17 protein-coding genes are annotated in these 13,518 nt (G+C 42.1%); 13 read left to right on the plus strand and 4 right to left on the minus strand.

The genetic code is table 11. The annotated features are described in order from the left end of the window. Positions 1 to 27 precede the first annotated feature (27 nt). The 3 genes from NST01_RS04095 to NST01_RS04105 all read right to left on the minus strand — a co-directional run bounded on the left by NST01_RS04095 (position 28) and on the right by NST01_RS04105 (position 1,346). On the minus strand, positions 28 to 342 hold the full coding sequence (locus NST01_RS04095) for a DMT family transporter (protein ID WP_017358818.1): 315 nt from the start codon (positions 340 to 342) through the stop codon (positions 28 to 30). Beyond that, a complete protein-coding gene (locus tag NST01_RS04100) occupies positions 343 to 687 on the minus strand; it encodes a DMT family transporter (RefSeq protein ID WP_003217798.1) in 345 nt (114 codons plus the stop codon). 80 nt (positions 688 to 767) lie between these two features. Then, on the minus strand, positions 768 to 1,346 hold the full coding sequence (locus NST01_RS04105; protein WP_008341700.1) for a TetR family transcriptional regulator: 579 nt from the start codon (positions 1,344 to 1,346) through the stop codon (positions 768 to 770). Between the two features lie 164 nt (positions 1,347 to 1,510). On the opposite strand from NST01_RS04105, the gene NST01_RS04110 reads away from it, so the two are divergent. The 7 genes from NST01_RS04110 (at position 1,511) to NST01_RS04140 (ending at position 8,940) form a co-directional block, all read left to right on the plus strand. Then, positions 1,511 to 2,059, plus strand: coding sequence for a VanZ family protein (locus tag NST01_RS04110; RefSeq protein ID WP_017358821.1), 549 nt, complete (start codon positions 1,511 to 1,513; stop codon positions 2,057 to 2,059). Continuing rightward, positions 2,056 to 2,520, plus strand: coding sequence for a DUF6884 domain-containing protein (locus NST01_RS04115; RefSeq protein ID WP_079919255.1), 465 nt, complete (start codon positions 2,056 to 2,058; stop codon positions 2,518 to 2,520). Before NST01_RS04110 ends, NST01_RS04115 begins: the two co-directional genes overlap by 4 nt. Before the next feature lie 150 nt (positions 2,521 to 2,670). Further along, the gene (locus NST01_RS04120) at positions 2,671 to 3,300 is read left to right on the plus strand and encodes a rhamnogalacturonan acetylesterase (protein WP_017358823.1); all 630 of its coding nucleotides are present in this window, start codon (positions 2,671 to 2,673) and stop codon (positions 3,298 to 3,300) included. A 153-nt stretch (positions 3,301 to 3,453) separates the two neighbouring features. Next, positions 3,454 to 4,494, plus strand: a complete 1,041-nt coding sequence (locus NST01_RS04125) for an NAD(P)/FAD-dependent oxidoreductase (RefSeq protein WP_007496663.1) — start codon at positions 3,454 to 3,456, stop codon at positions 4,492 to 4,494. Between the two features lie 75 nt (positions 4,495 to 4,569). Further along, a complete protein-coding gene (locus NST01_RS04130) occupies positions 4,570 to 6,174 on the plus strand; it encodes an AraC family transcriptional regulator (protein WP_326115538.1) in 1,605 nt (534 codons plus the stop codon). A gap of 111 nt (positions 6,175 to 6,285) precedes the next feature. Next, positions 6,286 to 7,212 carry an ABC transporter substrate-binding protein gene (locus NST01_RS04135; protein WP_326115537.1) on the plus strand — a complete coding sequence of 309 codons (927 nt, stop codon included), beginning with the start codon at positions 6,286 to 6,288 and terminating at the stop codon, positions 7,210 to 7,212. Positions 7,213 to 7,224: 12 nt separating this feature from the next. Beyond that, positions 7,225 to 8,940 carry an ABC transporter ATP-binding protein gene (locus NST01_RS04140; RefSeq protein ID WP_326115535.1) on the plus strand — a complete coding sequence of 572 codons (1,716 nt, stop codon included), beginning with the start codon at positions 7,225 to 7,227 and terminating at the stop codon, positions 8,938 to 8,940. Between the two features lie 55 nt (positions 8,941 to 8,995). Here NST01_RS04140 and NST01_RS04145 read toward each other — a convergent pair whose 3' ends face one another. Then, complete coding sequence (locus NST01_RS04145; RefSeq protein WP_007496671.1) at positions 8,996 to 9,322, minus strand: YnfA family protein; 327 nt, start codon at positions 9,320 to 9,322, stop codon at positions 8,996 to 8,998. 354 nt (positions 9,323 to 9,676) lie between these two features. Between NST01_RS04145 and NST01_RS04150 the strand changes: the two genes are divergently transcribed. From NST01_RS04150 to NST01_RS04175, 6 genes are all read left to right on the plus strand, one after another. Then, on the plus strand, positions 9,677 to 10,243 hold the full coding sequence (locus NST01_RS04150) for an RNA polymerase sigma factor (protein WP_181891240.1): 567 nt from the start codon (positions 9,677 to 9,679) through the stop codon (positions 10,241 to 10,243). Then, a complete protein-coding gene (locus NST01_RS04155; protein ID WP_326115532.1) occupies positions 10,240 to 10,998 on the plus strand; it encodes an anti-sigma factor in 759 nt (252 codons plus the stop codon). The genes NST01_RS04150 and NST01_RS04155 overlap by 4 nt, the downstream gene beginning before the upstream one ends. Positions 10,999 to 11,097: 99 nt before the next feature. Next, positions 11,098 to 11,595: a hypothetical protein gene (locus tag NST01_RS04160; RefSeq protein WP_326115530.1), complete on the plus strand. Its 498-nt coding sequence runs from the start codon at positions 11,098 to 11,100 to the stop codon at positions 11,593 to 11,595. Positions 11,596 to 11,684: 89 nt separating this feature from the next. Then, complete coding sequence (locus tag NST01_RS04165) at positions 11,685 to 12,692, plus strand: zinc-binding alcohol dehydrogenase family protein (protein WP_181891243.1); 1,008 nt, start codon at positions 11,685 to 11,687, stop codon at positions 12,690 to 12,692. Between the two features lie 13 nt (positions 12,693 to 12,705). Continuing rightward, on the plus strand, positions 12,706 to 13,233 hold the full coding sequence (locus NST01_RS04170; protein WP_265786187.1) for a YfiT family bacillithiol transferase: 528 nt from the start codon (positions 12,706 to 12,708) through the stop codon (positions 13,231 to 13,233). 12 nt (positions 13,234 to 13,245) lie between these two features. Continuing rightward, positions 13,246 to 13,509 carry a hypothetical protein gene (locus tag NST01_RS04175; RefSeq protein WP_035391285.1) on the plus strand — a complete coding sequence of 88 codons (264 nt, stop codon included), beginning with the start codon at positions 13,246 to 13,248 and terminating at the stop codon, positions 13,507 to 13,509. Positions 13,510 to 13,518 lie beyond the last annotated feature (9 nt).

The raw sequence follows: 13,518 nt of genomic DNA on the forward strand, positions 1-13,518 counted from the left end.
GGATAATCTATTCCATTGCTTTTTCTATTACGCAAACAACTTCAGCCCAACGACGCCAATCACAATCAGCAGCAAGCTGAGGATACGAATCATGTTTTTCGGCTCTTTAAATAGAATCATATTAAACAAGACAGAACCCGCTGTTCCAAGTCCAATCCAAACCGTATAGGCAACGGAGACTTGAACGGAAGAGAACGAGGCGTACAAAAACAAAAAGGATAAGGCAAATCCGCCGACAAATATAATGCCTGTCGTGAGTTGCTTTTTCTTACTAAACATATTGAGGCCAATGGTTCCGCCAATTTCACAGGCAGAGGCCAACAGTACAAAAAACCAGCCCATTTATACCGCTTCTCCTTTCTGCTCATGTGCATCTCCATCAGACACCTTCAGTCCAATAATTCCGAGAATTAAAATGCCCATAAATAAAAGCTTTTCTAATGAAAACGAACCGCCGAACAGCGCATAATCCATCAAAGATGTACCAATCGTTCCAACTCCTGCAAACACGGCGTACACAGTCCCTGTCGGCAGCTTCTCGCAGGCTTTCATTAAAAAATAAAAATCAACCGGGATCAGGCAGATAATGATCGCCCACTCCCACACAGCATCAGCTCTATTTAAACCAAACACCCAAAGTAATTCAAATAAACATGTGAGTGCAACATACATCCAGCTTTTTTTCATCGTATTTCCTCCTAAAACTGAAAACTGACGATTCGTCATTTTGAAACCAAAAAAGAGCGTACAGCAAGTGCTGTACTAAGTTAAGGTGTCTCTATGCCAAGTGCGTAAAGGAGAAATTGCTTCACCTCTCGTTTTTGAATCAGAACCTCTTCTGTATCTGTTTCTGTAAATAAGTACATTTGCTCAGCTGATGATTCAAGTAAACCGATAATGAATTTCGCAGCATATTGACAGTTCAAGTTCGCACGTACTCTTTTGTCCTGTTTTGCCTTTTCTAAAAAAGAAGCGACCCATTTGTAAATCGGTTCATAAATATCTTCCCATTCCTTTAAATGCTCGGTGGCAGCTAAACCTGAATACGTTAGGGCAAGAACATCACGGTATTGTCTTGTAAAAGAGAAAATAAATTCAACTAGCGCATCTGCTTGATCAAGTACATCCGCATGCTGAGTGAGTTCCTTTTCAATGGCAGGGACCATCTGTGCGATTAGATGTTCAGCGATGGCAGGCATGACAGACAGCTTTGAAGGAAAATATAAATAAAAAGTTCCTTGCGCTACTCCTGCTGTTTTCACAATATCCGATATAGTCGTCTTTTCAATTCCCTTCTCTTTAAAGGCATCAATCGCAGCAAGCATAATTTTTTCTCGTTTTGACACAGGATCACCGACCTTAAAATGACTGAATGTCAGTCAGTATACCGAGAAAATGACGATTTGTCAATATCGCATGAATTGTGAGAATAAGTGATGAATAGATACAGGAAAGCTTGAATAACCTGTAATATGGTCAAGCATGATGTAAGAAAGGGGCAGCTATTTGTATGACATCCAGTGCTATGTTTTCAATGGCTTATTTTCTTCTGCTCGTCCCGTTCTATCTAAATATGAGATATAGACTGGCAAAAAAGCAGCAACGTTTTATCTATTTACGAACAGAAATGGTCCTTGCTTTTCTATTTGTATATACGAATGTTCTCTTTTATTTAACGGTCTTTCCGAATCGCTTTTCGGCACCAAAAGATCAAGTGAGCGTCAATCTGATTCCCTTCCACTCCATTCAACAAAACCTACACGCCTTTCAGCATGGCTATCCAAACCTTGTCTTGTTAAATGTGGCAGGGAACATTCTCTTATTTGTGCCGCTCGGTTTTTTTCTATATCAAGCCTTTCGGACATGTCGCTTTCAAAAGGCGGTGCTGGCTGGGTTGATCTTGTCAGCGATCATCGAAATCCTTCAATGGATATTCTCACAATCTGGTATGATTACAAGAAGCAGCGATATAGATGATATTCTCTTAAATACACTTGGCACAGCGCTAGGTTGTATGTTGTATCGGATGTATCAACGAAGGAAGGAGAAAATCAAGTGAAGCGAGTTTGTATCATTCCATGTGGGGCGAAGAAAATATGGGACGTCCATCCAGAGGCAGGGAGCCAGCCGGCGAACCTCGTTTATTTAAGTCCGCTGCATCAGCGTACGAAAAGCTATGCCCGAACGTTCTTTTCAGACTACCTAATTATTTCAGCGAAGCATGGATTCTTAAAGGCAGATGATATTATTCATGAAAATTATGATGTGGCTTTTGGTACACCGCATACTGATCAGATAACAAGAAAAGCACTAAGTCAGCAATTTCATGAAAAACATCTCACTGCATATGATGAATTAGTGATACTAGGTGGAAAAAAATATCGAAAGGTGATCGATCCGTTATTACTTCCTCATCAGACAGCGATTTATCCGCTGGCTCCATATAAAGGAATTGGCTATATGCTTCAGGCGTTAAAGCAAGCCGTTGAGACAAAAGTAGAACTTCCGCCGCATATTTAATGTATTCACATCTACCGGTAAGCAGGGTTTTGATCATTAAAAAGAGAATGAATGAAGTAGCGATGCTGATTGTTTCATATCTTTTCAGCAGCCACTTGGATGTCCGCATCGCTTATTAGAGTGGCTAGATGAAAAAGGAGGCGTATGAACATGACAACCATCTATTTAGCTGGTGATTCAACCGTTTCATCTTACCCAGATCGTCCTGTTCAAGGAGGGTGGGGAGAGTTTTTACATCGCTACACAGCGCAGGGTGTGAGCGTCGACAACCGCGCAATCGGTGGAAGAAGCTCAAAAACATTCATTGAAGAAGGACGGCTTGATAAAATATTGGCTGACATTCAGCCTGGGGACTGGCTTTTCACACAAATGGGGCACAATGATGCTTCAACGGAGAAGCCCGAACGGCATACAGATCCTTTCACAACGTATAAAAGCTATTTGTCTCAATATATTCACGGAGCAAGAGCGAAAGGAGCTACACCGCTTTTATTAACGCCAGTCGGCCGCTTTCATGAAAAAGACGGAGAATATATCAATGATTTCCCTGATTACTGTGCCGCTATGAAAGAACTTGCCGATGAAGAAGAAGTTCTTCTCGTTGATTTAAATACAGTTAGTCTCCAGTTTTATCAAATTTCCGGCATAGAGAAAACGACTTCTTACTTTATGCTGTCAACAGGTATAGAGGATCGCACGCACTTTACAAAAGAAGGGGCAGATGCGATTGCAAGACTTGTTTCGCTGGAATTAAAGGACCTTGGATTAACGATTGTGTGATGGCTGACAGGACGAGAAAGCGCTCGTCCTGTTCTTTTTTTGCAGAAAGCTATTGATTCCCTTCACCAGAGTAGACTACAATAGGTACATATGATAATGAGAATCAATATCACTTATAAATAGATCAATCGATGAAAAACTGGAGGGACTCAAATGACAGAACAACTTGAATTGTTTGACGTTACCATTATTGGCGGCGGTCCAGCAGGAATGTACACCGCCTTTTATAGTGGGATGCGGGATTTAAAGACGAAGGTACTGGAGTATAACGAAAGCCTTGGCGGAAAAATCCTCTTATATCCTGAAAAAGTCATATGGGATGTGGGTGGTTTGCCACCAACAAGAGGTGAACAGCTGATCCAGCAGCTAGAAACGCAGGCGAAAACATTTGAACCAGAGATTGCGTTGAATCAAAAAATCACGCAATTCGAGCGGGATGAGAATGGTCATATCCTGCTGACGGCTGAAAATGGCGATCGTCATTTGACAAAGACCCTCATCTTAGCGATGGGTCACGGAATTCCAGTTCAGCGAAAACTTGAAATCGAGCATGCAGACCGTTATGAAGTAACAAACCTTTATTACACTGTGCAGGAGCTAAAGACGTTTGCAGGAAAGCGGGTGGTCATCTCTGGAGGCGGAGATTCAGCTGTTGATTGGGCCAATGCCCTCGTTCCAATTGCTGAAAGTGTGACCGTTGTGCATCGTCGTGATATGTTTGGTGGACATGAAAAAAACGTCGCCAACATGAAAGCATCTAGTGCTCGCATTCTCACACCGCATGAACTCACAGAGCTTCATGGTCAAGGTGACAAAATTGAAGCCGTCACCATTCAGCACTTAGAAACAGGCGACATCGAACGAATCGAAACCGATGCTGTCATCGTCAACCATGGCATGAAAGGTGATTTAAGCGTTCTATCAGAATGGGGACTCAAGCAAGGTGAGTGGGGACTCATCGAGGTCAATGAAAAGATGGAAACCAATTTACCTGGCGTCTATGCAGTTGGCGACTTATGCACACATAAAAGTAAAGTGCGTTTAATTGCCGGTACGTTTGTTGATGGAGTCAATGCACTCAATAGCGCAAAGCTATACATCGAACCAGAAGCAGAAAAAGTAGCGTACGTGTCTTCACATAATGAACGCTTTAAAGAGAAAAACAAAGAATTACAAACGGCTGGAGCGCGATAATCACCATTCAGTCAGACATTGAAGTGCTAAAATGGTTTATTTTAGCACTTTTTTATATGGAAGGAGAAAGAGAAAATGACCGCCTATAATCATACAATTCTTCGCATGAAAGAAAGCAGTAAACGATCTCTTTCTGTGAAACAAACGGACTCATGGCAAACATCTTCACTGATGTTCTTGACTACGGACGGTGCGGTGAGAGTTGACATGGAAGGAATTCGATATGAGCTAAATGCAAAAGACAGTGTGTTGATCCGCTCAGGAATAGATGTCATGGTTGAATCTTTATCCAGCGAGCAAGTAGTGATCTATACGGTCACATTTGACCAATTCACTCTGGCACATGATGCACAAAATGAATTGGTCTATAAGGTGAATCACGATCATCTCCCTGATAACGGGGAAGTTGTGAAAGGCTCTGCCGTCCTTTTTTCTTACATCAAACAAATACAGACGAGCCAAATCATACAAGAACAGGCGAAATGGCTGGAAGAAATCATGTTCATTTTCCGCAAACAATCCAAGCCATACAACGAAAAAGTGCATTATTCGATTAACATGATCTTGCAGTATATGGCTGAGCATTATGATCAAAAACTAACAAGAAAAGACTTAGCTCATAAGATGGGGTTTCATGAGAGTTACTTTTCTACCTTTTTCAAACAAAGTATGGGGATGAGTGTGACAGAATACATTGCACAAATTCGAATAGACGAAGCCAAAAAACGTCTTCTGCAAACAGACGATCAAATTCAAATCATAGCACGGCAAGTCGGGTATGCAGACAGTTTATATTTCAGCAGGAAGTTCCGTCAAAAAACAGGAAGAACGCCCAGTCAGTTTCGAATGAACCGAAGACCAGAGCGGATTGCTGCTTTTCAATTTGTCGGGTTATTGGTTGCAATAGGCATTGAGCCTGTTTGTATTGACGAAGAAACCGATCTCCATTCAGATATACTCAAAGAACATCTGGCCAGTTCGCTTATCATAAATGAACATACGCCTGATGACGTCTTTAAATCACTTCAATTAGATGTCATCATCGTCCCTAACTATTATTATTCAAAACCTGCATTGATCAAGCGATTGGAGCAAATCGCACCTGTTCTTGTTCTGCCATACGCTGGTCATCATGCTGTACAAGATGTACTGTCTATAGGACGCCTTTTAGGAAGAGAAAATGAGGCAAACGATTGGGTGAAACGATTTGAACAACTTAGTCAACAGGCAAGAAACACCCTGTCTTCCTTTAGAGAAAAAGGCGAGACCGTTGCAATCTATGAAATGAGAGGACATGACAAAGTGTATATGTGGTCCTATGAGGCAAGAGGGGCCTTCTATCTTTACGAAACGCTTGGCTTAAAACCTCCAAAAGCCATTTTAGAAGAAGTTCTTCTTCCTAATCAACATACAGTCATTCCTTTAGAGAGACTTGGAGAATACGAGGCGGATCATATGTTTTTTATTGTCTCTGACCAATATGGGTGGTATAAGCAAATGGACAAGCGAATGGAAGAAAGTGATGTTCTTCGTCAATTATCGGCTGTGAAAAATGGTACCTTTTATCCAGTAAAACTGGAGGAGTTTCGATTTGATGAAGGAGAGCGTGCACTTCTTTTGATGGACCGGTTTGTCTCTCAGTTGACACAGCCAGCCTATCCAACAATTGTCCATATGTAAGTTGCGAGAATCCTCCATAGACCACTACGGGTGAGGTTGATAGAATACATGAGACTAGTAATTGATAACTATTCTCATTTGTAGTGGCGAAAATGAAGGAGGAATATGGAGATGAAAAAGACGTATTGGATATGTGCTGTCATTCTTCTAATGATATTGACGGCTTGTGGCAATAAAGAACAAGCCAAAACAGCAGAATCAAAGCAAGAAACGAAAACGGTTGAAACAGTGAAAGGAAAGATAGAGATTCCAGCTGAACCTAAACGAATTCTTGTAGATGGATATTTAGGGAGTGTGATTGCACTTGACGTTCAGCCTGTTGGATCGACCACGCAGGATTTAAAGAACGTACACTTAAAGGGCAAGATAAAAGGAATAGAGGACATCAGTGACGAGCGTTCAGCTGAAAAAGCACTTAGCTTAAAGCCTGATCTGATTATCACAGCCGTACAGGATGAAAAAGTCTATGATGTGTACAAAAAAATAGCGCCTACCATCGTGTATCCTTACGGTTCTTTCAAAGATGCACATGAAGAATTAACGACGCTGGCAAAAATTTTAAATAAAGAAGAGGAAGGAAAAGCATTCCTCACCGCCTTCGATCAACGAATTGAGGCTGCTAGGAAAAAAGTGAAGTCTGCTTTAAAAGAGAATGATACGGTCTCGATCATGGGCGCTTTTAAAAATGATGTCTATGTATATGGTAACGGTATTTATCGAGGCGGGCAGGCATTATATGAGCAATTACAGGTAAACCCGCCAAAACAGGTCAGAGATACGATTTTAAAAAGTAAGACAGGGTATGAAGTCATTTCTTATGAAACCCTTCCTGAATATGCAGGAGACTACATTTTCATTGATGAAAGCAACGGCGGAACATTTGATAAAAACAATTCTATTTGGAAGAGTCTAGAATCTGTCAAAAAAGAACAGACCTATCAAATGGATACAGAGTTCTTCTGGCCTTACGATCCGATTGCAGTAGCCAATCAAGCGGAAGAGTTTGCTGACATATTGACAGAAATGTCTAATCGGTAGGAGGTCTGTCAATTGTTAAAGCGTTTCTTCTCATACTACAAACCATATATGGGGCTGTTTATATTAGATTTTTCCTGTGCGGTACTGGCAGCCTTACTCGAATTATCCTTTCCCCTTGCCATCAGTAAAGTGATGGACGATTTACTGCCAAATGGTGATTGGGATGCCATTTGGTTTTGGGGCATTCTGCTCCTCGTTTTATACGTGATCAGTTCTACGATGCATTATGTCGTGACCTATTTTGGGCACAAATTAGGCATTAATATAGAAACGGATATGAGGAATCAGCTATTTTCTCATGTACAAAGAATGTCCTTTCGCTTCTTTGATAAAAAGAAAACGGGAAAACTCGTGTCCCGTATGACAAATGATTTAATGGATATTGGAGAAATTGCGCATCATGGCCCGGAGGATTTATTTATCGCTGTGATGACACTCACAGGTGCCTTTGGTTTGATGCTGTCGATTAATTGGCAGCTGGCAGTTCTCACATTTATTGTCGTTCCATTCTTGATCGGATTATCCGTCTACTTTACGAAAAAAATGTCTGCTGCTTTTGATAAAATGTTCTCGAGTATTGGTCAATTCCATTCACGTGTGGAAAACAATATTAGTGGCATACGGGTTGTGAAAGCATTCGGAAATGAATCACATGAAATGGACCGATTTATTGAACATAACGAGCAATTTAGAAAGACAAAGCTAACCACATATCAAATGATGGCTGTGCATACCGCTGTTAGTCATTTTCTTATTAAGAGTGTGACAGTGTTTGGCCTTGTATGCGGCGCATGGTTTGTGCTGCAAAAAAATATGACGTATGGGGAATTTGTGTCATTTGTACTATTAACAGGCATCTTCTTAGGACCCATTCAACAAATCAATGCAGTCATTGAAATGTATCCAAAAGGTGCAGCGGGCTTTAAACGATTTGCATCACTCATCGATCAATCACCTGATGAAAAGGACGCGGATGATGCCATTGAAGTTGATCAGTTAAAAGGGGATATCGTTTTTGAGCACGTGTCTTTTCAATATGAATCAGACAAACCGGTTCTTCATGACATCAATCTTGAGGTGAAACAAGGAGAGACCATTGCGGTCGTAGGTCCCTCTGGTGCTGGAAAATCGACGCTTTGCAGTTTACTGCCACGCTTTTACGAATGGCAGGAGGGAATCATTACAATTGATGGCATAGAGACAAGAAAGATGACACTGCCTTCGCTGCGTAGACAAATTGGTGTCGTCCAGCAAGATATTTATTTATTCCATGGGACCATCCGAGAAAACATTTTATACGGAAAACTCGATGCATCTGATGAAGAAGTGTGGCAGGCAGTGGAGAAAGCCCAACTGAAGGATCTTGTAAATAGCTTGCCAAATGGGCTTGATACGATCATCGGTGAACGCGGAATGATGTTATCTGGCGGACAAAAACAGCGTATCTCCATTGCACGTATCTTTCTTAAAAATCCGCCAATTTTTATTTTAGATGAAGCCACATCTTCTCTGGATACGGAGACAGAATCCTTTATTCAGGGCTCACTTGAAGAACTATCTGAAGGACGAACCACGTTTATTATTGCGCATCGCCTAGCGACCATCCAGCATGCTGACCGGATTGTAGTTTTAACAAAAGAGGGCATCAAGGAGCAAGGCAGGCATGAGGACCTGCTTGAAATGGACGGGATGTACCGGCGTTTATATGAAACACAATTTAGAATGTAAAAGAGGAAAAGCCGGCATATTGCCGGCTTTTTAGCGTGTGATCATCATCCGACCATTAACTGCGGGGGGCAAATAACATCACACTGACACCAGCTAAACAGATCAAAGCACCCATCCAGTCGTACATATCAGGGGTTTTGCGATCGACCCACCAGCCCCAAAACACAGCGAGAACGACAAAAACACCGCCATAGGCCGCATAAACCCGCCCAAAGGTCGGGAACTGCTGGAATGTAGGGATGACGCCGTAAGCGACCAAGATGAGGCTACCTGCGATTCCGTAGCTGACGGGTTTTGCTTCACGCAGCCACAGCCAGACAAGATAACCGCCGCCTATTTCAGCCAGACCAGCTAATAAAAAAAGAACAATCGTTACAATCATTGACGGACACTCCAGTTCTCCTATTTCGTTCTATTATGACATGATGAAAGGATGTGTTCTACCTGATGTAAATTGAGAGCCTGACGAGAGTTTGCTAAAATCAACTGAACAGTGAATGAAACACATGGATTCTTGACTTTCCTTGAGGTGGGTGATCCAAATGGTCAATCCATCCGTTTAGTAAGTACATTCTCATGAGGAACACATTTCCTTTTTCAGCGCTCTTTTTTTCTCCTTGAAAAAAGAGTAAAGTACAAAGGAGGCTGATCTCAGCAATTTGGGTGATGAGCCATACGTGAAGATTTCATGATGAATGCATAATGCTCTTTCTCATGAAAAAGGAAGGAGATGACCATGGACACACTGAAGGATTTTGAGCTGTATCACAAGATCAAACATGATCGACATAAGCCCTCGCTTGAATTATTGTACGATCGCTATGAACGTGTGTTATATTCGTTTATTTATAAAATGACTGGAAACCGTGAGCTGGCGGAGGAAGTGCTTCAAGAAGTCTTTATCAAGCTCTGGCGCGGCATAGGAGAATACAATACAGATAAAGGGAAATTTTCCTCATGGTTATTTATGATGTCACGAAACACGGCAATCGATCTATTAAGGAAACACCGAAATGAAACAGCTCTTGAAGATGAGCATATTGAATACTTGGCAGATCATCAAGAAGATGTGTCAAAAGAAGTAGAATGGAACGTAGAAAAACAAATCATACGTGAAGCAGTATCAACATTGTCGAAAGAACAGCAAACCATCATCGAAGATGTTTATTTTAAAGGAATGACACAAAAGAGCATTGCGGAAAAACTAGGCATCCCTATTGGAACGGTGAAGGGAAGAGTTCGGTTGTCATTGAAGCATTTACGAACGAAACTGTCTCGCGGAGGAAAGGAGGAAGAGGCATGACTCAGTGTAAACATCAAGTCATTGATTACTTTAACGGGCATTTACAAGGAGAAGAAAAGACGCAGTTTGAAGAACACATCAAACATTGCTCGGATTGCAAAGAAGAGCTTGAAGAACTGACATCGCTCATGTCTGATATTCCGTTTCTAGCAGAGGACGAAACGCCTCCGGCAGGGATGAAAGGCCGCATTTTATCAAGAGTATTTGAAGAAGAGATATCAGAGACAACAATCGCTGCAACATCGAACCCGCCTCAAGATCTCAAAATAGTGCGTGATGCAAATGAGACGAAACCGCCAATGAAGAAGAAAAATCAATGGCTTTTGCCTCTCGTTGCCGCACTACTTCTCATTTCTGCAGCTGGGAACGTGTATTTCTTAACAAATGGAACAGAACAAGCAGAACAACCTGTCAAAGTTGTTGCGACAAAATCACTGGCATCTGCTGAATCGGCAAAAACAACGGGTGCTTTTTCAGTGATTGAGCATCACGGCAAAAAAGAGCTTGTCGTGAGTGCTGACGGATTAAAAGGCCAGCTTGATTCATCAGCTGTTTATCAAGTATGGCTCATTAAAGGAGATCAGCCCGTTCCGGCCGGTGCCTTTAAAACAGATAGCAAAGGGGAGGGCACCGTCACCTATGCATTATCTGAAAAAGAAGCAAACGAATCATGGGATACTGTGGCTGTCACCCTTGAACCAAAAAAGGATAACAAGCTTCCGCAAGGTCCTGTCGTACTGAGTGCTGCATTTTAAGCTTGATTCATGAAGGATGCCTTTTTCAGGGCATCCTTTTTTGATAGGCAGAAGGAACCTTATGACAAATGAGACGTACTACATATAGAGGTGAGACACATGCAGCGATACATAGAAAAACAATTATTTCTCTTATCAGCTAGACACGCATTTACCGCATTTTATTTTTTGGTGATCCCATTCATTATAAAAGATCTTTTTGAATCAACTCCTTTATTGATGGTCATGATCGCTCTTTTTATCATTCATCATCTAGTGACAAGTATCGTATGGTTTTATAAATCAAGAAACATTCGAAAGCGTCAATCAGGTGACCTAACCAAACGGGGACATCTCGTTATCCTGATCATGCAGAGGCTCGAACAGCTCATGATGCTCGGTTTTGTGATGTTATTGATCAGTGGATTGATGCAGGGAGACATTGTGACGCTATTATTCACAATTTTTCTGTTCATCGTCGTTTTCTTTCAGCACATTCAGTTTTATTATGTTCAGTACTTCTTTAAATCGAGCGGCTGGTTCACCTATGTCCTCTCTTTACAAAAGGCTCGACCTTCTTACATCGTGAGGGAACGAAGGGCTTTGAAGAACTCCTAAATGTGCAATCGCTTGCTGACTGATCCATCAGCATCAGAAATGTATGATAAAATGTGGAAAAGAAGCATGGAGAAAGGGAGTGCGAGCGAGTGAAAGCAGTTGGACTATTTGAGTATTTGCCAATTGAGCATGAACAAAGCTTGATCGATCAGGAGGTGGCAAAGCCCAAAGCAGCTGGCAGGGATATTTTGGTGAAAGTAGAGGCTGTGTCGGTGAATCCAGTGGATACAAAGGTGAGGTCACCGAAGAATCAGAAAGAAGAAAAACTGAAAATTCTTGGCTACGATGCAAGCGGTACGGTGGTGGAAGTGGGCGAAGCGTGTACGTTGTTTCAGCCGGGTGACCACGTCTATTACGCAGGAGATATCACGCGACAAGGCTCAAATAGTGAATACCAGCTTGTGGATGAGAGAATTGTGGCGAAAAAGCCTGCAAATCTCTCTTTTGCCGAAGCAGCTGCCATGCCTCTTACAACAATTACGGCATATGAAGCGCTATTCGACCGAATGCATATGAAGCGGAATGCAGAAGGCTCGACCTTGCTGATCATCGGTGGAGCAGGCGGAGTGGGCTCTATCGCCATTCAACTCGCCAAATTAGCGAAAGCGACTGTGATCGCCACTGCTTCAAGACCTGAAACAAATGAATGGTGTCTCTCATTAGGGGCTGATCATATCATTGACCATCACCAGCCGCTCTTAGCGCAGCTTCAGGAAAAAGGGATTGGCGAAGTGGATTACATTTTATGCTTAAATGATACAGATGGCCATTTCAAAGGGATGGCAGAAGCGATTAAACCTCAAGGGACGATCTGTACCATTGTTGAAAATCAGCAGCATTTAGACATTCAATTACTCAAAAATAAAAGTGCTGCATTTGTATGGGAATTCATGTTCACACGGCCGATGTACAAAACATCGGATATGATGAAGCAGCACGAGCTTTTAAAAGAAGCGAGTACATTATTTGAAGAGAAGAAGTTAAAACATACATTAACAAAGGTGCTCAGCCCCATCAATGCCGCCAATTTGAAGCAGGCACATCAAACACTTGAGCAAGGGAAGATGATAGGTAAATTTGTTCTAGAAGGATTTTAAGGAGGGGCAGTAGATGACATCATTACAATATCCGATTGGCTTATATGAACCGGTGGACCAACAAACGAAAAAGCAGCTGGAGGCATGGATTGATGAGCTGGCACTCATTCCTCAAAAGTATGAAGATTCAGTTGTCCCATTGACAAATGATCAGCTGGATACCCCATACCGGCCAGGTGGATGGACTGTTCGTCAGCTCATTCACCACGTAGCGGACAGCCATCTGAACGCTTACTTGCGATTTAAGCTTGCGCTGACAGAAGAAACACCGCACATACGTCCATATGATCAGGAGGCATTTGCTTCACTTCCTGACAGTAAGGCGCCTATCAGCCTATCACTGCCGTTAATCAGCAGTCTGCATCGCCGGTGGGTCACATTACTTCGCGAGATGACAGAGGAAGATTTCAACGCTGCATATTACCATCCGGCCGATCAACAAACGGTGTCCTTATATGATGCAACAGGAATGTACGTCTGGCATTCACAGCATCATCTCGCCCATATCACGGAATTAATCAAAAGAAATCAGTGGAAGTAAAGGAGTCAACACATGTCTAGTAGAAGAATTGTCGGCGCTATGTTTATCTGCATGGCGGCATTGTTTTATATAGCAAAATTCGTTTTGTTTGAGATTCGTTATGGTGGAAATGTAAGCACAGTAAGAACGATCGAGGAACTGGAAGATATACTCCCAGGCGGTACGTGGATCAGCATCATTTTTCTCATTATCGGTTTAGGTTATCTCCTGTGGGATGATCGGGAAGTCATTCGTCAATATCTTTTCACCCCAGATAAACAAGGAAAAGAAGAATGAAAAAAGACG

Origin of the sequence: Bacillus sp. FSL R7-0166, from assembly GCF_038008935.1 — a bacterium.
Lineage (GTDB): Bacteria > Bacillota > Bacilli > Bacillales > Bacillaceae > Bacillus > Bacillus altitudinis.